The sequence below is a fragment of the Paracoccus sp. 08 genome (assembly GCF_024105395.1).
In the GTDB taxonomy this organism is placed as follows: Bacteria; Pseudomonadota; Alphaproteobacteria; order Rhodobacterales; family Rhodobacteraceae; genus Paracoccus; species Paracoccus marcusii.
This window is the reverse complement of sequence record NZ_WEKR01000037.1, coordinates 1-17,826: the sequence shown is the minus strand read 5'-3', so window position 1 is coordinate 17,826 and position 17,826 is coordinate 1. Positions and strand designations below refer to the sequence as shown.

21 protein-coding genes and 3 pseudogenes are annotated in these 17,826 nt (G+C 57.9%); 15 read left to right on the top strand and 9 right to left on the bottom strand.

All coding sequences use genetic code 11. The features are described from left to right. A pseudogene (locus GBO37_RS12810) lies at window positions 1-259 on the bottom strand (BCCT family transporter); the annotation flags it as partial. Window positions 260-330: 71 nt separating this feature from the next. Between GBO37_RS12810 and GBO37_RS12805 the strand changes: the two are divergent. Further along, window positions 331-687 carry a pore-forming ESAT-6 family protein gene (locus GBO37_RS12805; RefSeq protein ID WP_252929369.1) on the top strand — a complete coding sequence of 119 codons (357 nt, stop codon included), beginning with the start codon at window positions 331-333 and terminating at the stop codon, window positions 685-687. Window positions 688-869: 182 nt separating this feature from the next. On the opposite strand, the gene GBO37_RS12800 is transcribed toward GBO37_RS12805, so the two are convergent. Further along, entirely contained in the window at window positions 870-1,373 is a 504-nt protein-coding gene (locus GBO37_RS12800; protein ID WP_252929368.1) for a hypothetical protein, read from the bottom strand. A gap of 108 nt (window positions 1,374-1,481) precedes the next feature. Further along, entirely contained in the window at window positions 1,482-2,480 is a 999-nt protein-coding gene (locus GBO37_RS12795; RefSeq protein ID WP_252929366.1) for a PRC-barrel domain-containing protein, read from the bottom strand. A 427-nt stretch (window positions 2,481-2,907) separates the two neighbouring features. Between GBO37_RS12795 and GBO37_RS12790 the strand changes: the two are divergent. From GBO37_RS12790 to GBO37_RS12780, 3 genes and pseudogenes are all read left to right on the top strand, one after another. Continuing rightward, a pseudogene (locus tag GBO37_RS12790) lies at window positions 2,908-3,342 on the top strand (YsnF/AvaK domain-containing protein). Continuing rightward, window positions 3,332-3,517, top strand: coding sequence for a general stress protein (locus tag GBO37_RS12785; protein ID WP_252929364.1), 186 nt, complete (start codon window positions 3,332-3,334; stop codon window positions 3,515-3,517). Before GBO37_RS12790 ends, GBO37_RS12785 begins: the two are co-directional and overlap by 11 nt. A gap of 135 nt (window positions 3,518-3,652) precedes the next feature. Next, complete coding sequence (locus GBO37_RS12780) at window positions 3,653-4,204, top strand: YsnF/AvaK domain-containing protein (RefSeq protein WP_252929362.1); 552 nt, start codon at window positions 3,653-3,655, stop codon at window positions 4,202-4,204. A gap of 167 nt (window positions 4,205-4,371) precedes the next feature. On the opposite strand, the gene GBO37_RS12775 is transcribed toward GBO37_RS12780, so the two are convergent. Further along, the gene (locus GBO37_RS12775; protein WP_252929360.1) at window positions 4,372-4,740 is read right to left on the bottom strand and encodes a YqjD family protein; all 369 of its coding nucleotides are present in this window, start codon (window positions 4,738-4,740) and stop codon (window positions 4,372-4,374) included. A 253-nt stretch (window positions 4,741-4,993) separates the two neighbouring features. Here GBO37_RS12775 and GBO37_RS12770 point away from each other — a divergent pair. The 6 genes and pseudogenes from GBO37_RS12770 to GBO37_RS12745 all read left to right on the top strand — a co-directional run. Beyond that, window positions 4,994-5,362: pseudogene (locus GBO37_RS12770) on the top strand (recombinase family protein); the annotation flags it as partial. 97 nt (window positions 5,363-5,459) lie between these two features. After that, window positions 5,460-7,451: a GAF domain-containing protein gene (locus tag GBO37_RS12765; RefSeq protein WP_252929357.1), complete on the top strand. Its 1,992-nt coding sequence runs from the start codon at window positions 5,460-5,462 to the stop codon at window positions 7,449-7,451. Between the two features lie 14 nt (window positions 7,452-7,465). Further along, on the top strand, window positions 7,466-7,849 hold the full coding sequence (locus GBO37_RS12760; RefSeq protein WP_139085758.1) for a response regulator: 384 nt from the start codon (window positions 7,466-7,468) through the stop codon (window positions 7,847-7,849). 287 nt (window positions 7,850-8,136) lie between these two features. After that, window positions 8,137-8,739 carry a hypothetical protein gene (locus tag GBO37_RS12755; protein WP_252929355.1) on the top strand — a complete coding sequence of 201 codons (603 nt, stop codon included), beginning with the start codon at window positions 8,137-8,139 and terminating at the stop codon, window positions 8,737-8,739. Next, window positions 8,732-9,133 carry a phage holin family protein gene (locus GBO37_RS12750; RefSeq protein ID WP_252929354.1) on the top strand — a complete coding sequence of 134 codons (402 nt, stop codon included), beginning with the start codon at window positions 8,732-8,734 and terminating at the stop codon, window positions 9,131-9,133. Before GBO37_RS12755 ends, GBO37_RS12750 begins: the two co-directional genes overlap by 8 nt. Then, window positions 9,123-10,118, top strand: a complete 996-nt coding sequence (locus GBO37_RS12745; RefSeq protein WP_252929353.1) for a DUF3618 domain-containing protein — start codon at window positions 9,123-9,125, stop codon at window positions 10,116-10,118. Before GBO37_RS12750 ends, GBO37_RS12745 begins: the two co-directional genes overlap by 11 nt. 188 nt (window positions 10,119-10,306) lie before the next feature. On the opposite strand, the gene hmpA is transcribed toward GBO37_RS12745, so the two are convergent. Continuing rightward, window positions 10,307-11,497: an NO-inducible flavohemoprotein gene (gene hmpA, locus GBO37_RS12740; protein ID WP_252929352.1), complete on the bottom strand. Its 1,191-nt coding sequence runs from the start codon at window positions 11,495-11,497 to the stop codon at window positions 10,307-10,309. 78 nt (window positions 11,498-11,575) lie between these two features. On the opposite strand from hmpA, the gene GBO37_RS12735 reads away from it, so the two are divergent. Then, window positions 11,576-12,004 (top strand): Rrf2 family transcriptional regulator, encoded by a 429-nt coding sequence (locus GBO37_RS12735; RefSeq protein ID WP_252929374.1) that lies wholly within the window; start codon window positions 11,576-11,578, stop codon window positions 12,002-12,004. A gap of 243 nt (window positions 12,005-12,247) precedes the next feature. Here the strand turns inward: GBO37_RS12735 and GBO37_RS12730 are convergent, their stop codons facing one another. Beyond that, window positions 12,248-12,601, bottom strand: coding sequence for a hydroxyisourate hydrolase (locus GBO37_RS12730; protein WP_252929351.1), 354 nt, complete (start codon window positions 12,599-12,601; stop codon window positions 12,248-12,250). A gap of 462 nt (window positions 12,602-13,063) precedes the next feature. On the opposite strand from GBO37_RS12730, the gene GBO37_RS12725 reads away from it, so the two are divergent. Next, window positions 13,064-13,291, top strand: a complete 228-nt coding sequence (locus tag GBO37_RS12725) for a hypothetical protein (RefSeq protein ID WP_252929349.1) — start codon at window positions 13,064-13,066, stop codon at window positions 13,289-13,291. Here the strand turns inward: GBO37_RS12725 and GBO37_RS12720 are convergent. Beyond that, entirely contained in the window at window positions 13,281-13,901 is a 621-nt protein-coding gene (locus tag GBO37_RS12720) for a hypothetical protein (protein WP_252929347.1), read from the bottom strand. The two genes, GBO37_RS12725 and GBO37_RS12720, sit on opposite strands and share 11 nt — an antisense overlap. 125 nt (window positions 13,902-14,026) lie before the next feature. Here GBO37_RS12720 and GBO37_RS12715 point away from each other — a divergent pair, with 125 nt between their 5' ends. Next, window positions 14,027-14,266: a hypothetical protein gene (locus tag GBO37_RS12715; RefSeq protein WP_045983461.1), complete on the top strand. Its 240-nt coding sequence runs from the start codon at window positions 14,027-14,029 to the stop codon at window positions 14,264-14,266. A 47-nt stretch (window positions 14,267-14,313) separates the two neighbouring features. On the opposite strand, the gene GBO37_RS12710 is transcribed toward GBO37_RS12715, so the two are convergent. After that, a complete protein-coding gene (locus GBO37_RS12710; RefSeq protein ID WP_252929345.1) occupies window positions 14,314-14,763 on the bottom strand; it encodes a hypothetical protein in 450 nt (149 codons plus the stop codon). A gap of 258 nt (window positions 14,764-15,021) precedes the next feature. Then, window positions 15,022-15,735, bottom strand: a complete 714-nt coding sequence (locus tag GBO37_RS12705; protein WP_252929343.1) for an SDR family NAD(P)-dependent oxidoreductase — start codon at window positions 15,733-15,735, stop codon at window positions 15,022-15,024. Between the two features lie 870 nt (window positions 15,736-16,605). Between GBO37_RS12705 and GBO37_RS12700 the strand changes: the two genes are divergently transcribed. Both GBO37_RS12700 and GBO37_RS12695 read left to right on the top strand, forming a co-directional pair. Beyond that, on the top strand, window positions 16,606-17,034 hold the full coding sequence (locus tag GBO37_RS12700; protein WP_252929371.1) for a BLUF domain-containing protein: 429 nt from the start codon (window positions 16,606-16,608) through the stop codon (window positions 17,032-17,034). A gap of 313 nt (window positions 17,035-17,347) precedes the next feature. Further along, window positions 17,348-17,826 (top strand): AI-2E family transporter (locus GBO37_RS12695; RefSeq protein ID WP_252929341.1); only part of this gene is annotated, 479 nt, incomplete at its 3' end.

Sequence of the window (17,826 nt, the reverse complement as noted above, 5' to 3'; positions counted from 1 at the left end):
CCTTGTCCAGGCCGGCGACGATCGAGATCGTGGCGACGATCGTCAGGCTGCCCAGGATCGCAAGGCGCAACCCGGTGTCGTTCGACCAGCCGAACAGCGCCGACAGTCCCGCCGCGACCTGCGACGAGCCTAGGCCGAGCGAGACCGCGACCCCGAACAGCGTGCCCAGGATGGAGACGATGTCGATCGTCTTGCCCACGGGGCCATAGATCCCCTCGCGCAGAAGCGGGTAGAAGACGGAACTGACCCTGACGGGCAGCGACGGGGGTAACGCGCCTGTCGTGTTCGACCCTTAATTGGAGAGCCCAAATGATGCGAAGCGTAGCTTTGATGATCGGTGCAGGCCTGATGCTAGTGATGTCCGTCGTTCAACCGGCACTAGATACGGAAGCCACATGGCAGGCCGCCAGCAATCAGCTCGGGATCCTGCAGTACTGCGAGGAGAAAGGGTTTACGGGTCCGGAGGTCGTCCAGGCCCAAGCTCAGATAATGACCATGCTGCCTTCAGGAGACGAGGCTGCCGAGACTGCCGCAATCGAGCAGGGAAACCAGAGTATCGTGGCATTCAACGATCAGGAAATAACCCTGTCCGACGCGGCTGCATCCCAGGGCAGCACTGTCGAGGGGACATGCCGGGAGATCGAACCGGCGGTGAATGACATGGCGGCCAACCTCCCGGCCGGCTGACCGTCCGTAAACTCTCAGGGGTGGCATTCATCCGCGCCGAAGCTCGGTTCGTCTTATCGCAACCAGATTGCGGCGCTGCTGGAAACTGCGACAATCCCGGATCGAGAGAAAGCAGGGCCCGGCGCATCAGCGCCGGGCCCTTCCATTAACTTTCCGTGAGTTGGCGAAGGTCGCCGAGTGGATCAGTTTACGGGCGCGGGCGCCGGCTCCTGCAGGGGCACAGTCATGGTTTCCGTCTCGCCATCGACGGGGGCCGGGGTAGGCGCCGGGGTCTCGGCGGGATCCTCGATCTCCACGGTGACGCCCTGCTGGGTGTCGCTGTCCTCGATGTCCGTACCGGCCTCGGGGGTCGCTGCTGGCGTTACAGAAGCGGCGGGTTCCTCGACCGAGACAGGTGCCTCAGTGGCCGCCGGTTCCGGCTCAGCCATGTCGGTATCCGGTACGACGGGCTCGGTTGCCGGCTCTTCCTCGGTCATAGCCGAAGCCGGGGCCTCCGTGGTCGTCTCTGTAGTTTCGGCATCATCGTCGCTGGTAAACATGGGGACGATAAAGAAGAAGATGACCAGAAGCGCCACGATGCCGATGGCGATAGGGATGACCTTGGATTTCTTCTCTTCCTGTCCGCTCACATGGCCGGTTGAATTGCGGGCCGCATGATTGGGGTCGTGCAGGGGTGGTTGAGCCATGGGGCAGGTATCCTTGTTCAATAACGCAAAAAGCGGTAATCACCTTAACGCGAGAGACGCCTAGGGGCAGGCGGCGGCTGCGGGAAAGTGCAGCCGCCATGTCTCTGATCAGTTCACGCCATCGTATTCCGGCATATTCTCGATCTCGGTCGACGGTGCGGCGACGTAGCCGCGCAGGTCCCCGCCTTCGACCGCCTGCTGGAATGACACCTCGTCCATGGTGAAGGCCACGTCGCGCTCACCCATCCCCAGCATGCCACCGACACCCACGATAACCTGTTCGATCTGGCCGTCCGTAGTCATGATCAGGTTGTTGACTTGCCCGACAACTTCATCATCGGCCGAATAGATGTCGGTCCCCTCGACGTTTTCTGCAGTAAGCATCGTGACATCGGCAGCCTGGTAGCCTTCGCGCATCTCCATAGCGCCCATCGCGGCACCGGTCACGTCCACGGCAGGCTCTTCCTGGTTCACGTCGACGTTGGCTTCGCCGCCATCCTGGATATCGACATTCGGCTCTGGCGCTGCAGCGATATTTACGTCGGCCTCACCGCTTTCCTGAATGTTAACCTGAGGTTCCCCGCTCGTCAGATTGACCCGAGCCTCTTCTGCTGGATCAACGTCCACATCGGCCTCTGCTTCACGAACGTCAATCTGAGCTTCGGAATCACTCACCACGATGTTCGGCTCTGGGGCGATGTAGTTCACGACCGGGTCAGGCGTATCGACCATGACCCGCGGTTCACCTTCAGTCACGTTTACAGTGGGATCGGCCATACGCACACCGACAACCGGCTGTGGGATGTCGACGGTGACGGTGGGTGGGGCTTGGGTCACGGTGATGGTGGGCGCACACTGCTCAACAGTCACCTGGGGAGGAGCCTGCTGCACAGTAACAGTAGGCTCCGGCTGTTCCACGTTCACCTCTGGAGCCGATTGCGACACGTCGACGTCGGGAGCGGGGACGGTCACATCAACCTGTGGATCTGCCTGGTCCACGACAACTTTGCCGCCAGCGACAGGTGCTGTAGTCGGTGCATCCTGTGCCATGGCGGTGCTGGCAAAGATCGCGGTGGCAGCAACGCTACCCATGAGTTTGATAAGCATCTGGCTGTATCCTTTCAGCTCTGAATTGCAGTCTTCGATGCGGCCCCAACACAAGTGGGTGTATATTGTTTCAAAATTCGTGAATAAAATTAATAGAGATGAAGTAAAAAATTTATAATTGCAGATAATGCAATTGGGTAAGGTAAGCAACAAATGGCCTATTAATTAAGACAACTCAGGCCATTATTGCATAATCAACTTTTATCAATGGAACACCTCATCGCCTCTCAGGATTTTTGGGTGCATATTATATTTTTCAAGTTCATCAGCTGTTTAGCGGACTGATTCGTTCGTCAACCCCGTTTATTCTACCAAAACCGCGAAATCCACCGCCTCGCACTGATCAAATCCGGCTGCCTCCACGGCTTTGAATGCCTATGTAACAACTTTCAAGTCCGCTGGTTGGCTGGACGTATGGGAGTGCCAAATGGCGGGTGATAACGACAAACCGGCTCTATCTCTTGTCGAAGAGACTGTGACGATCGGCGAAAGAAAAACGGTGACGGGGCGCGTTCGCGTGCAAACAATTACCGAAACTATCAATGAGACCGTCCCCGTGTATCTGCAGTCCATCGACGTGGACGTGGTCCGCATCCCTGTGGAACGCGTGATCGACACCATCCCGGAGATCCGGGTGTAGGGCGACGTGACGATCATCCCCGTGGTCGAGGAGCGGATCGTGATGACCCGCGAGCTGTTTTTCCGCGAGGAGATCCATGTTCGCCAGACCGCGTATCGAGAAACCCACGATGTTCCCATGTCTGTGCGCAAGCCGCGCGCGCACATCGATCACATGGATGCTCAGGACGGCAACTCTCAAGACATGCACGACTTCAGAAAGGAAGTTCCAGATGACCTATGATAATGAAAACACGATGACCAGTGGCGCACGGAAATCCGTCTCGGCCCTGTTCGATGACCGGGCGGAGGCTCAGCGGGCCGTGGAGCGCCTGCGCACCAGCGGGATCTCCGAGGATCATATCCGCATGGTCGAAGGGCCGGCGGGTAGAGCGACAGCCCAACGTTCGCCCGAGTAGGACAAGAGCTTCTGGGACAGCCTGAGCGACTTCTTCTTCCCCGAGGAAGACCGCTATGCCTATGCCGAGGGTCTGTCCCGCGGTGGATACCTGGTGACTGTCTTCGGTATCTCCGCCGCCCATTATGATATGGCCTTGGACGTTCTAGATGACGAAGGCACCGTTGATCTGAACGAGGGCGAGGCCAGCTGGCGTGCGGAAGGCTGGGGGGGCTACGAGGCCAATCCGTACGGCTCTGTCGACATCGCCTTGGGTACGACCGCCGGTCTTGCGGCCGACGCGCCTCGCGCCACCGACCCGGACAGCATCCCGGTGGTCGAGGAGCAGATCAGCATCGGCAAGCGCGACACCAGCCATGGTCGCGTGCGGGTGCGTGCCTATACGGTCGAGGAGCCTGTGAACGAGACCGTCGAATTGCGTGACGAGCGGGTCGAGCTGGAGCGCCGCCCCGTCGATCGGGCCGCGACGGGCGCTGATGCCGCCTTTCAGGATCGCACCATCGAGGCAGAGGAATATGCCGAGGAGGCCGTGGTCGCCAAGGAAGCCCGTGTGGTCGAGGAGATCGGCCTGGAGAAGGTCAGCGGCACCCATGCCGAAACGATCTCCGACACGGTTTGTCATACGGAAGTAGAAGTCGAGAATGATCGGGACGGAAGTCGCGATGACGCGAGCAAGCCCCGGATCTGATGATGTGCATCCGGGTGATGTCTGGGCTAGACTAAGGCATCATCCGTTTCGATGAACTTGACCCCCGGCACAGTCTCGCGTGCTGGGGGTTTTTCTATTCAAGATTGGGAAACGGACCACGGCTAGCTAGCGAAACCTGTCTCTCCGCAAGTCTCTTTCTGGCAGCCTCAGCGCCGCGCGATCAGCAGTCCGATCAGCACGCCGACGCCAACCGCGAGACCCATGGCCTGGGCCGGATGCCGCCGGATCATGTCCGCGGCTTCTTCATAGCCCAGCTCCGCATAAAAAGCCGCTTCCTCGGCGCGCCTCTGGCCGACGTTATAGACACGCTCCGCCTCCAAGCGGGCCCGTGCAGCGTAGTCCCGTCCGGTCTCCAAGGCGCCGTCGACCAGCTCAGAGCCGCGCCCGGAGACATCGCGGGCAAGTCTTTTCGCATCGCCTGCAATCCGACCGGCTTCCTCACGGGCCGCGTCCTTCGTGGTCACGATCTTGTCTGCGGCCGACCCTCTGCCCGTCCCTGAACGGTTCTGTGCCATAGGACTTTTCTCCTGATTTCCATATTATTATCGCGGGCTCAACGAACCCGGGGGACAGTCGTTCCAGCGATGGCGCACGTGATCGGGAAGCCGGGAGCTTCCGATCTTGGGGCGGAGACGTGAAGAATGTCCGTCTGCGTGATAGCAGGCCCGACCGTGATAATCTCCGACATGACCGCTCCCCTTTGTGGATCGTTACAGACCCACCTTGGCACACAGATGCCGTTGGAGGGGCGGTTACATTATCAATAACCATCTACTGCAAGCAGTGAGTGAACTGGAGGGCAGGGGGAGCTTCCGATCACTGACCGAGGCAATCGATACGACCACCCCTACCGGGCGGCTGGTGTTTCATCTCTTCGGAGCCCTCGGTCAGTTCGAGCGAGACCTGATCCGCGAGCGGACCGGCGCAGGATTGAAAGCTGCCGCTGCAAGAGGGAGGAAAGGGGGGCGCCCCATTGCTCTTTCCCCTGATAAGATCACACGTGCCCGACAGTTGATCGCGCCGGGCCTTAACGTTCGTGAGGCCGCGGCCCGCGTAAAGGTCAGCAAGTCCGCCCTCTATATGGCGTTAAAGCTCGGTTGTGGCCGGATAATGCGCACGCTTGAGAACCTCTGCTGACAACGGCCTTCATATCCGTTAACGCAAGGTCAAACTCTCTTTTACATGGACACATGAATTGCCTCGCAAGCAAGTGGCTACAGATCCGGCGGACCTCATGAACGAGGCCGATCGTCTCGATGCGCTGCATGCGCATGATATTCTCGACACCGCACCGGAAGTCGGCTTTGACGACATTGTCCGTTTGGCCGCGAGGCTCTGTGATACCCCGGTTGCACTCATCAGTCTGCTGGACGCCGAGCGGCAGTGGTTCAAGGCGAGGGTTGGTTTCGAGCCCTCCGAAACGCCGATCGCGCAATCCATCTGCAAGCACGCTGTCGGGCAGCGTGACCTTCTGATCATTCCCGACCTGACACTGGATCCCCGGACACAGTCAAATCCGCTGGTTCTGGAGGATCCGCATCTGCGGTTCTATGCCGGCGCGCCCCTGGTAATAGCCGAGGGACTGACACTTGGCACCATATGCGTCATCGACCACGCTCCGCGCCCGGAGGGACTGACGGAGGTCCAGGCCGATGATCTCAGGTCGCTGGCCCGGCAGGTCGTGAGCCTTCTAGAGATGCGCCGTCTTATTTCGCGCCATAACGATCTGCTCCTCCAAGCGGAACGACAGCAAAACAAGGCGGCGCATGAACATCTGGAACTGGCTGCCATGTTCGATCAGGTCCCAAGCTTCATGGCGCTGCTGAAAGGCCCCGCTCATGTCTTTAATCTGGTCAATCCCGCCTACCTTCGGCTGGTCGGAAACCGGCAGCTTATTGGGAAGCGTTTTGCCGAAGCTCTGCCTGACGCAGCAGAACAAGGTTACGTGGACCTGCTCGATGAGGCCTACCGGTTGGGAAAACCCTTCACGCAGAAGGGTGCACGTTACGCAATTCAAAATGACCCCCATTCCCCGGTAGATGAACGGTTCGTCGATTTTGTTTGCCAGCCGACCCGGGACGATAAAGGCACTGTAACCGGCATCTTCATTGAGGGCTCTGATGTCACGGAACATGTTCTTCAAACCAGGCGCATTGCGGCTCTTGCAGACCTCAGCGAGCAGCTGCGCGATCTGATTAATGCTGACGACATCGCTCGTGCGGCGGCAGAATGCATGAACCAAGCCATCGGCGGGAGCTGCATCGGGTTTGGGAAGGTGGACCTGGAAAAGGAGGAAATCGACGTACCGGTGGACTGGTGCGACGCCTCTGGCGTCAGCGTGGTCGGGTCTCACCATTTAAGGTCGTTTGGCTCCTACATCGAGGATCTGAAGCGCGGCCAGACCGTCGTCATTCCAGACGTGAAGATAGATCCCAGGACAGCCAGCCAGGCTGACAGCCTTGAGAAGGTCCATTGTCGGGCACTCCTGAACCTGCCGATCATGGTGCGCGGTGTTCTCGACACTGTCATCTTCGTTCTGAATGCCCAAGCGCGGGAATGGACATCGGAAGAAATCGCGCTCGTGCGGCAGGTCGGGGACCGGACGCATGGGGCGATTGCCCGGGCGCGGGCCGAACAGGAGCAGCACATCCTGAACGAAGAGCTCAGCCATCGCATGAAAAACACGCTTGCGATCGTCCAGGCCATCGCGACTCAGACGCTTCGGGAGGTCTCTGAGAAGGACGCCGTGACGGCACTGACACAACGTATCGGTGCGCTGTCTCGCGCCCATGATGCACTGCTAAAAAAGCGTTGGGCTTCCGCTGCCCTGGAGGACGTTGCCAAGGCAACATTGGCAGCGTTTGATCAGGCGGGCCGATTTCATTTGGAGGGTCCGTCCCTCCAGATCGGACCCCGGGCCACGTTGTCCCTATCGCTCCTTCTGCATGAGTTAGCGACCAACGCTGTCAAATACGGCGCCCTTTCCGTACCTGAAGGACGCGTGACGATTACCTGGACCATCGAGAACAGCACTGAAGAAGAGACTTTGCGGATGTGCTGGGCGGAAACCGGCGGCCCCCCGGTTGATCAGCCATCCGGCAAAGGGTTCGGGTCGCGACTGATTAGCATGGGACTGATTGGAACTGGTGGCGTTGAGCTTGGTTACCACCAAGATGGCCTGCTCGCGTCGATGGAAGCTCCGCTTTCCCAGATGCAGCAGCCCTGAGACGGAAAGACCTGATGGCCCAATATGCTCCCTTGAAACGCCAGCTTGTTCTGGTCGTAGAAGATGAACCGATCCTTCGAATGGCCGCACTCGACATGGTCGAAGATGCAGGTTTCGAAGCGGTTGAAGCTACTGACGCCACAGATGCCGTCAGGATCCTCGAAACCCGTCCTGATATTCGTATCGTCTTCACCGATGTCGATATGCCCCGGGGCGTTGATGGCCTTAAACTGGCCGCACTGATCCGCGAGCGTTGGCCGCCCATTCATGTCATCGTAACCTCCGGGAAGGCAGAAATCGGGCGAATGAAGCTACCTGCCGACTGCGTGTTTTTTGACAAGCCCTACGACGAACGGCGCGTGGTCGCAGAGATGCACCGGATGAGCAGGATCTGCTGAGAAGCAGCGAGGTGGGTTTGCTACTCAAGCTTGATCCTGTCCCGCCATGCCGATGCTGTAGGGCATCTCTGGCAGATATCAGCATGGAACCTACCCTATAATTATATGTTCTCGGCGAAATTTATTTCGCTCCCCAGTTTCGGCGCGATTGTGCCCCACTGGCGGCGTCAATTACCCATAAGAAACATCAGTGGAACGACGGGATCGTTTGAAGGTTTGTCTGTCGATAGCCGAGGTCAGTGCACAAAGCGCTGCACTTGCCCTAATAAATAATTTCAAGGGAGAAAATGATGGTCGACGACAATTCGCGTTCCAAGTCCCCCAGCAAATCCACGACAGAGAGCATCAAGGCGGAAGCGACGGAACAGGCCTCGCGTCTCGCGGGCAGCGTCAAGGATGAAGCCAAGCGCTATGAGAAGGATCTCCGTTCGGGAGTGGCAGAGCGTGCTGAAAGTCTCGCTGCTGGCCTTCGCAAGGCGGGGTCTGAGATTGATCCTAATTCTTCCGTCGCGACGCTGTTCGACCGTGCGGCCGACGCCGTCAGTGGTCTGGCGGATAGTCTGAACGCCACGGATCCTCGGGAGATGGTTGAGGAGGTTCGCAGGTTCGCACACCGTCAGCCAGGGGCTTTCCTGGGGCTGTCGGCCTTGGCGGGTTTTGCCGCAGTTCGCTTTTTGCGTGCAGGCTCTACCATGCCTTCGAATTCCAAGCAGAAGAAAAGCTTCCTAGATTCCAACATGTCACGGCCTAGTTCATCGAAAACCCCTGTCCGCGTCGGGACGGTAAATAGTGACGCGCAGGCGGACAACACATCTGTAGCGGATCACTCTGCCTCAACCAACCCGCTTCCTATTTCCGGCGGTCGCAGCGATGGAGGTTCGCATGCCTGATCCCGTTCGCTCGCAAAGCCCTGCCTCGCTGGCTGCCGACGCCCTGCGCATTTCCAGCGACCTGGTTCGCAAGGAAGTCACGCTTGCCAAAGCCGAACTGCGTCAGAACCTGAACCGAGCGGGAACGGGCCTGGGCATGATCGTGGCCGCAGCCGTTTTAGGTATCGTTACGCTCAACGTGCTTACCGTTGCTTTGGTCGCTGCACTTGCCGAAACGGATCTAGGACCAATCTGGAGCGCAGTGGTTGTCGGCGTGGTCTTGGCGATCCTGGCCTATGTGCTTCTTCGCAAAGGCATGGCTGATCTGAAGCCGGAAAACCTTATGCCCACACGGACCGTCGAGAATGTTCAGCGGGATGCCAGCGCGGTAAAGGAAGCTTATCATGACGCATGACCTCAATAACCCTGACCAGATTGAGCGTGAGATCGAAAAAGACCGCGAAGCGCTGCGGCGTACGCTCGACGATCTGCAGGGTGAACTGTCTTTTGATGGCCTATCGCGCCGCCTCACGGGTTCGGTTCGCAAGAATGGAGCGGAATGGGCAGAGGCAGCAAGCGATGCCGCTCGCGCAAATCCCATAGCATTGGGTCTGACCGGCATCGGACTGGCTTGGATGATCTTCGGTCGCGGTCATGATCCTGTTCACAGCTACGGGCAGTCGTCGACGAGCCGGTCCGATCGAAATGAGCGCAATTTCAATCGGGTTTCGGACCCATCCCAGACCTACGGCAACCGGCCACCGTTTTCGCGACCAGGCTGGGCATCAGATGATAACCGAAAGACAGATCAACACGCAGATGCGCGCTCTGATCAGTCTGTCAGATCCACGAAAGACGTTGGCATGATTGATGCAACAAAAGATCACGCTTTTCATCTTCGTGATCTCCTCAGCGAAGGCACCGAAGGTTTTGGCGAGGAGGCTCGCCTCAGGATCGAGGCAGCCCGTCGGAAAGCGTTGGATGCCAGCGATGCCGTCAGTCGCCAGATGGCGCAGGCAAACAGAAAAATTGCGCGTAATTATGACAACGAACCCCTGTTGTTCGGAGCTCTTGCTTTGCTCGGCGGGACGGCATTGGGAGCGATGCTGCCCGGAACAAGGCGCGAGGATGAGTTGCTGGGGGACTATCGAGATCAGCTCTTTGACGAAGCCGAAAAAATCTATCACGAAGAAAGAGACCGAGTCAGCAGTGCCGTCTCTGCTGGAGTGCAAGAGGCCAAGGCTGCCGTGACCAATGTCGTCTCGGCTGCCAAAGGCGAGCTGATCGACGACGACGGCGGTAAGGCTGCTTCTTCGGAGAACTTGCAGAAGACGCCCGGCGAGGCGAAAACGGTCAGTGGTCCAACGCATTCGGAAAAGACACCATCGTCCAAAGCCTGATCCCATTGTCTTGTATCATGGGAAGGCCCCGCAACCGCGGGGCCTTTTTGGCAGAGAAGCAAGCTGTGAAAGCGGTGTTTATAGTGTTGTGCGTGAACGCTAATCATTTCTGAGATCCAGCCTTGCTGAATTTCATGCTTCAGCTTTGCACCAAAGAACGGCTTCCCCCGTGCCGGTCTTGCGACCCATCAGGCCGCGAGCTGCTCATCCGCGGGACCGAAGAACTCGTAGTGGATCCGATCGGCAGGAACACCCGCCTCCCTCAGGCCCGCAACGAAGTAGCGGAGAAACGGACGCGGGCCGCACAAGTAGATGTCGGCCTCGGTCAGCGGGACGTTGGTCCGCAACCAATCCATGCTGATCCGCCCGGAATGGGCCGGGACGTCTGCACTGCTCTCGTAAAAAGTACTGACGACAATATTTCCGTGGCGCGTCGCGGCGTCCTGCACCTGACGGGTCAATGCGTGATGTGCAGGACTGCTTGTTCCGTGAACATAATGGACCGGGACGTCCCGATGCCTCCGGGCCAGGACTTCCAGCATGCTGACCATGGGCGTCAGACCAACCCCACCCGACAGAAGGACAACCGGCCGCGGCGGATTGTCTGACAGGTGGAAGTCGCCGGCGGGCGGCGTCGTTTCCAGGATCGTCCCCACCAACGCATGGTCATGCAGGAAGCGCGACGCTTCTCCCTCTGCCTCGCGCTTCACGGTAATGCGATAGCTTTCGTCGCTTGGCATGCTGGAGATCGAATAATTGCGCTTGACCCCGGGCAGTCCGGCCGCGTCAAAGCGCAGCGTCAGATATTGGCCCGGTTTGTGGGCAACGACAGGACCGCCATCCTCAGGGCGCAGCACGAATGATACGATGCCTTCTGCCTCAACGTGCCGCTCTGCGACCGTGAAGCGGCGCCAGTCTGTCCAGCCGCCGCGCTGTGCCTCGATTTCGGCACGGATCGTGGCTTCGCGCGCGATCAGCAGATCGGCCAGGAACCAGTAGGCCTCGCCCCAAGCCGCCAGGATGTCGGGCGTGGCGGCATCGCCGAGAACCTCCTCAATGGCGCCCAAAAGGGCTTGGCCGACGAAGGGATAATGCTCGGGCAGGATCGCGTAGCCGATATGCTTCTGGGCAATCCGTTCGACCGCCGCGCCCAGAACCTCCAAATTTTCGATGTTTTGGGCATAGGCCAGAACAGCGTGTGCCAAGGCAAGCCGCTGCGTGCCTTTCTGCTGGTTTGCTTGGTTGAACAGGGCGGCGATACGGTCGTTTTCGAACAGCCGCCGGTACATCGTCTCGGTGATCAACGGGCCATATTGTTCCAGTGCGGGAACGGTGGCTTTCACCACCGTGATCGTCTGCAGGGACAGCGGGCGAGCCATGTGATTCTCCTAAACATGCATTTCTTATGCATCTATACGGTGCTATACATGCAAAGCAAATACTTGTATTCATGTCCTATGAAATTGAGCCGCTACACCGATTATGCCCTTCGTGCGTTGATCTATCTCGCAGCGAGCGACGGCAGGCTGGTATCGATCCGCCAGATCGCCGAGGTCCATGACATTTCCCAGAACCATCTGATGAAGATCGTTCAGGACCTCGGGAGCGCAGGATTTATACGGACTACCCGAGGCAGACAGGGGGGACTGCAGCTGGCACGCCCGGCCATCGAGATCACCATCGGCCAAGTCGTCCGATACACCGAAGGCGACGACCCCCTGATAGATTGCAGCACATGCCGTATCTCCCAGGGTTGCGGGCTGCCGGCCGTGATCCTGCAAGCGAGAGAGGCGTTCATGGGTGTTCTGGACACCTGCCGCCTGTCGGATGTTGCTCGGATGCCCGGCGCGTTTCAGCATCTGTTCACGGTTCAGGACCGTTCATAGGGCCACGCTTTCGGAGCCCTTGGGCTGGAGTCATCTATAACAGAAGAACCGCTCTGCATAAAATCTTTGCATTCATACAGAAGCTGCGTTTTTAACGCGGTGAAACCTGAGTATAGCCGAGCGTATTCGTATCGTTCAATGCGCCTGTGATGTATTACCTCGGTCCTCAAAGGTTCTTACATCAGGATCGTCAGAGGCGTGCTGCCCCTGACGATCGTGTCATTAGTTCCCCAGGTAGGTCGACTACCCAAAGGGGCTGACGAGAACGGGGACGTGGTGTTCCCGGTCTGCATCTTGAACCTGAAAGATGACGTCGATTTCAGGGAAAAATGGCGTCTGTCCCAGATCCGCATAATTCGACAAATCGAAAGCCAGCCTATATGTCGCGGCCTCCGTCTCGATGTCGAAGCCTTCGACCCGACCGTTTTCACCCGTGGTAGACGTCCCGATCTCGGTCCAGGTGTCTCCCTCTTTCATTTCCAGCGTCACAGGAATACCGGCACCGCCGGTCCCGGTGGAAATGTTCAGAACATGCGTGGAGATATCCTCCGCCTGTGCAAGACCGCTCAGGCCAAATGCGGGGATCAGGGCTAGCAAGCAATTATGCAACATTATGTCGTCTCTCTTTCAGTCTGCGGTATATCAGCAGGATGGCTGATATATCGTTCGCAGTACGACACGGGACTTCGGCGACCTACCTCGTACAGACCGCCAACGCCCTTAGTGTCCAAGTAGATTTTCTAGGAAGCAACAAGGGTTTGTTAACGATCCGGGGCGGCAAGGTTACACCTCGATAGAATGGCAATCATATCGGTTCATGTCGCGCAGTGGGGCCACCGTGTCTTCTGATTTTCCTGAAAAGGCGTTCTGCCTCACGGCGCAGAATAAACCACTGAAATATCATAATTAAATCGTATAGAGTTGCATAATTGCGGTTACTGGTCGTTGAGAACCCAGCCTACGACGGCACCACGACCAGCACGGCGAAGGCCGCTACGAGCTTGCAAAGCTCGCGGATCAACCTTGCACCCCGGCCTTGGCATCGGGCAGAAACCGCGCATGAAGATCACGCATACCGATACGACGTTCACCATGTCCGGCACCCACTCGACCGACTCCTATCCACTTGATGAACTGACCAAGCAGCTTGCCGTCTACCGCCAGCTCCGGGCGGATTTCCTGAAGTCTGGGACGTCCTACGATGCGATCATCGACGGACTGGAAGCCTTGGCTTATGAGCTTGGAGTGCGTGTCGATCCCGACCCGGCCCGAATGGCTACGGCTTAGCATCAGCCTCCTGCCACGGTGCCAGCGTCGGCTGCGCCCCGGTGATCTCGATCGTGTCCAGCATACCCGGCCTGTTCAGGACGGCCCACAGGTCCAGCAGCGCCCCGCACCATGCCTGGTAGTTGCGGCGCTTGGCGGCGACCATGCTGGCGGTGCCGGTGTAGCTGATCGCGCAGAAGTCGCCTTTGCGCTCGTGCATATTCCGGTGCCGGTCGCGCCAGACCCAGGTGCTGCCGTCACGCGAGACGCCGGCCACGAAGCACCCCTCTTCATCGCTCCATTCCCATCCGCAGGGTGTGATGCTGATGCGATCCCCCTGCCCCCAGTCCGACGCGCTGCGGGCGCGGGCCAGCTCGGCAATCTGCGTGGCCATGCGTCGGCCGCCGACGTGATCCGACAGAGCCTCTACTACCGCAGCAATGACCTGCGCGTCCCGGTGCGGGTCGCTGGTCCCTCCCCCGTCGACGGTGACGCCGACCTTGTGCCGTTTGGCCATGATCCAGAGCGTGTCGACGCCCCGCCGGTCAAACTCGTGGGCGCCATACTGGTCGAAGTCGAGGACAGCCTTCTCGGTCAGGAAAGCCCACGCCAGAGCGTCGGTGATCGACATGGCGCGGGTGATGCGGGATCCAGTGGTTATGGTCTTGTGACGGCTTATGCGGCACTTACCAAATCTTTATGCATCTTATTTGCTTGGCAGACGGTTTTTCTCCGGGAGAAAGAGGATCTGTGAAAATGCGCTTCATCGAACTTAACCAGCTTGGCAGCGATGGTGCCCGCTATTCCATCTCGGTTTCGGTCACTCAGATTGTCAGAATGACAGCCCAGGCAGATGACCGTTGTATGCTCAGCCTTACGGACGGAACGGCGGTTACAGTCACGGAAAGCTATGACTCCGTCGCGGGTCTCTTGATGGATTCCGGGGCTACGTACATTTCGGAAAAGGTCACGCACCGACCGCCACACAGTCGGTGATCTGTCGAAGAGCTGGCGGGACTGCACCCTACCTCCCCTGCCAGCTTTTATAGCGTCCGAGAACCTGCACATGCCGCGGTGTCCTTCCGGTACCAGAGCGCGGCCAGGAGCCGCTGCTGGCCGCCCATCGAGGGCTTGCCGTTCTCTCCCAGCACTTCGGCGCACAGGAACGCCTTCCAGCGGGCCAGAGCCATCGAGGCCTGCACCTCCAGCTGCAGCGCGACGGCCTCGATCTTGTTGCCGCTGATCAGCAGCTCCGCGATGGTAAGGTCCTCTGCGGGCGTGAAGGCGGGCGCCAGCTTCTCCAGGTGCTTGACAATGGCGCGCTTGGGCAGGCTCAGCGCACCCCAGGGGCGGTCGGTGGTCTGCAGCTTGGCGGCGGCCGGGGCTGCGAAAGGCCATGCCGCGGGCTTATTGACCGGCTCTTGAGCGCAGGTTGGTTTGGGCGGCAAGGGCGTAGCAGTTGCTGGCGTGGCGTTCTCGATCGGCTTTTGCACCGGCACGGCCTCGGCGGCGGTATCGACCTTTGCTGCGACCTATGGAAGCGTCAGGCTTCTGTCAGGCTAAACACTGGCTGCTGCTTCCAGCAGCGATGAAGCCTTCTGCGAGTGAAAGACGAACTCAGGCCGTGGTCCTCGATGGAGCCTCTGCCTACATACTGCGTCCCCTGGTCGTGCTCTGCTTTCTAACCTTGGACCACCGAATGCTGGAGTTTTTTGGCTTGGTCATGGCGACGGGCTGGCTGCGCCGCCGGGTCAAAACATCGATGCGACCGCCCTGCGAAGCTTCTGCCGGATCGTCGTGGTTCTGATGAATTCCTCATCCTTGAGGTAGGTCTTTCCGTGAAGCTCCACCCTATCGTCGAGAGCCAGGTCGACGCCCCAGCATGCGGCCACGTCCGGGTCGATGCCATCCGGCTGACCATACCGCGTGCACAAGATGCCGGGGATCCATTCCGTCACGGTCACCGATGGAAGCTTGCTCTCGAGCTCCCGTGCAAGTGCCAGCGAGAAACACCGGGCGCCGGCCTTTGACACCGCGTAGCCGAGCTTTCCCTGCCGGGGATCGTCCCCGGCAAAGCTGCCGACGTTTATGATCCTGCCTTTCTTCTGCACTAACATCTGCGGCAAAAAGGCCCTGACGCAGTTTACTGGGCCTAGAAGGTTCGTCAGGATCTGGTCGTTGATACGATCAGCATTCGAGGACAAAAAATCGCATTCATCGAGGATAGCTGCATTGTTGATGAGAATGTCTACCGTTCCGATATTTTTCTGAATTTCCTTAGCCGCTGTTTGCACATCAAAAAAATCTGCAACATTGCACCTTATCGGGAGGAATGAACTCGGAGCGCAGTTTTTTCCCGTGACGTGTAGTTCGTGATCATTTCGTGCGATGCCCACGACGACGACCCCACGTGCTGTAAGACGGCGGGACAATGCTCGACCCAAACCAGCACTTGCTCCCGTCACCACAGCAAGCAGACTTTTATTGGTACATGGCAATTGGAGGCTCCGATCTGAATTCGTCTTGAACGAGGCGACCGATCTTCCGTTCAAATATCTGAATCAGATCGTAATTACCCAATCACAGGATAAGAAAATACTGAACAGTCACTTCGGCTATAAGCATAGTGCCAATTCAACGGGGATTCTGCAGTACAAGAAATGTTTGAATGAAAAGAAATGCTGGCAGTTAGTCCTGCAATCATAGAGATACAATTATATGGCGATCTATAAGTAAAAATTACAACTTAATCCCGGATGCCTGTCAGTACCGTCGCAGTGTTATGTTCAATGACATTACTCTAATAGGGAGACCCAGGGGAGCAGGGTTTTGAACGAGTGCGGTGGACCTGTCTCAGGATGATGGTGCTGTCATCATTGCTTGGCCAGTCTACGATCAGAGTGAAAGAGTTTGGCCTGATGAAGTTCGTAGCCCGCGGGTTGAACTGAGTGGCGAACCTCTCAGCTTCCATGCCCATATCGTCATCGTGGGCAAGCAGTCTTACGCTTGGAACGACCAAGACTTTTGAGTCGGCATCACCAGGCGGCAAACGGCCGTAAACGTCATATCAATGAAGATGGATTACCTTGGCAGCTCCAGTAAAGCTGCTCGGATTGACAGGCAACTAAGGTTTGAAAATCGAAGATTTTTTTAAGAAATATCGATACGCAAATGATAGCTCTTAAACGAGGACTAAAATTTTCGAGGTTTATTGAAAATTATTCCTAGGCTCAGTTTGGCGAGCTTTGGTATATGTGCAGATATATACGGCATGACGTCCAAAGGTCGTCACCCTTCCCATGTCAGTCAGTGTAGGAGATCTTAGATTGAATGATATGACGATAGATGCACCTGCACATAAGGTAGAACGTCTGAGCTACTGCCTTTATAGAAGTTCGGCCGCACCCGGACTTGATGCCCCCGCGTTGGACTACCTTTTGGAAAAATCCCGCATCCGCAACCTAGAGTTAGGATTGTCAGGATGCCTCCATTACGAGAATGGAATATTCTTTCAATGGCTTGAGGGTCCGCCGTCCGCTCTTTACCCGCTATTGAGCAAACTCGAGGAAGACAGCAGGCATATAAACTTCACTGTTCTTGATCAGGGGTCCCTGGAACAGCGAATATTCGATCAATGGCAGATGCGGTTTTCAGATATTCAAGTTGCCTCCCTTTTTAGTTGGCTGACCTCTCAAAACAAGGTTGTAATCAGCGCAAATGACTATGCTGAAAAAGTCAAAAACTTCATGAAATCTATTGGTTAAGGTATAAGCGGGGGCGTACCTGCTCGCCGCTTGACAGCTTCACTCTTTATAGACCCATAGCGCTGGAGAGCCTGCTTGTCTTCACAATGAAACGTGAGCCACGGCGCAAGTTTCAAACCGCCTTGTTCTCGGAGAGTGTAGCCATCATACGCCGTATCCAAATATCAAAAGCGCACTTGATTGGCGTCGCTGCATATCTCTTTTGAGACCTATTTTGAAGGATACCTGAGGCAAGCCGCTGGCACAGCGGAACAGGTACCGCATTATGGTGTTGACCAGCGCCCCCGTGCAGGGGGCATGTCGGGGGACCATCATGACACTGAACACTTCGGGGCCGCGTCAGGCCCCGCACGACCTGCTGGGGCCGGATGCCAATGCCGCGGTCGCCGCGCCCGAGGGTCGGGTCGACATCGTGCGCATGGCCGCATGGCTGGTCGTGGGCACGGTCATCATCGGCCTGCTGTATTACGGACAGGACGTGCTGATCCCGTTGGCGATCGCCTTCCTTATCAGCTTTGCCCTGGGGCCGCTGGTCAAGGTTCTGGTCCGTCGCGGCATTCCGCAGGTGGCGGCGGTGTCGGTGGTCATGCTGACAGTCATCGCGATGCTACTGGGGTTGGGCCTGCTGATCACGTCGCAGGTCAGCGTGCTCAGCGCCGAACTGCCCGCCTATCAGTCCACGATCCGCGCCAAGATCCAGGGGCTGGGCCAGCAGATGGAGGGGCCGGGTCTGTTCGACGGCGTGTTCCAGACCATCGCCACCGTCGCGTGTTCCAGACCATCGCCACCGTC

What these genes read in the sequence shown, in the direction of transcription:
- GBO37_RS12805 (WP_252929369.1), top strand. Translation starts at nt 331, where the DNA reads ATGATCGGTGCAGGCCTGATGCTAGTGATGTCCGTCGTTCAACCGGCA.
- GBO37_RS12800 (WP_252929368.1), bottom strand. Translation starts at nt 1,373, where the DNA reads ATGGCTCAACCACCCCTGCACGACCCCAATCATGCGGCCCGCAATTCA.
- GBO37_RS12795 (WP_252929366.1), bottom strand. Translation starts at nt 2,480, where the DNA reads ATGCTTATCAAACTCATGGGTAGCGTTGCTGCCACCGCGATCTTTGCC.
- GBO37_RS12785 (WP_252929364.1), top strand. Translation starts at nt 3,332, where the DNA reads ATGACCTATGATAATGAAAACACGATGACCAGTGGCGCACGGAAATCC.
- GBO37_RS12775 (WP_252929360.1), bottom strand. Translation starts at nt 4,740, where the DNA reads ATGGCACAGAACCGTTCAGGGACGGGCAGAGGGTCGGCCGCAGACAAG.
- GBO37_RS12765 (WP_252929357.1), top strand. Translation starts at nt 5,460, where the DNA reads ATGAACGAGGCCGATCGTCTCGATGCGCTGCATGCGCATGATATTCTC.
- GBO37_RS12760 (WP_139085758.1), top strand. Translation starts at nt 7,466, where the DNA reads ATGGCCCAATATGCTCCCTTGAAACGCCAGCTTGTTCTGGTCGTAGAA.
- GBO37_RS12755 (WP_252929355.1), top strand. Translation starts at nt 8,137, where the DNA reads ATGATGGTCGACGACAATTCGCGTTCCAAGTCCCCCAGCAAATCCACG.
- GBO37_RS12750 (WP_252929354.1), top strand. Translation starts at nt 8,732, where the DNA reads ATGCCTGATCCCGTTCGCTCGCAAAGCCCTGCCTCGCTGGCTGCCGAC.
- GBO37_RS12745 (WP_252929353.1), top strand. Translation starts at nt 9,123, where the DNA reads ATGACGCATGACCTCAATAACCCTGACCAGATTGAGCGTGAGATCGAA.
- hmpA (WP_252929352.1), bottom strand. Translation starts at nt 11,497, where the DNA reads ATGGCTCGCCCGCTGTCCCTGCAGACGATCACGGTGGTGAAAGCCACC.
- GBO37_RS12735 (WP_252929374.1), top strand. Translation starts at nt 11,576, where the DNA reads ATGAAATTGAGCCGCTACACCGATTATGCCCTTCGTGCGTTGATCTAT.
- GBO37_RS12725 (WP_252929349.1), top strand. Translation starts at nt 13,064, where the DNA reads ATGAAGATCACGCATACCGATACGACGTTCACCATGTCCGGCACCCAC.
- GBO37_RS12720 (WP_252929347.1), bottom strand. Translation starts at nt 13,901, where the DNA reads ATGTCGATCACCGACGCTCTGGCGTGGGCTTTCCTGACCGAGAAGGCT.
- GBO37_RS12715 (WP_045983461.1), top strand. Translation starts at nt 14,027, where the DNA reads ATGCGCTTCATCGAACTTAACCAGCTTGGCAGCGATGGTGCCCGCTAT.
- GBO37_RS12700 (WP_252929371.1), top strand. Translation starts at nt 16,606, where the DNA reads ATGACGATAGATGCACCTGCACATAAGGTAGAACGTCTGAGCTACTGC.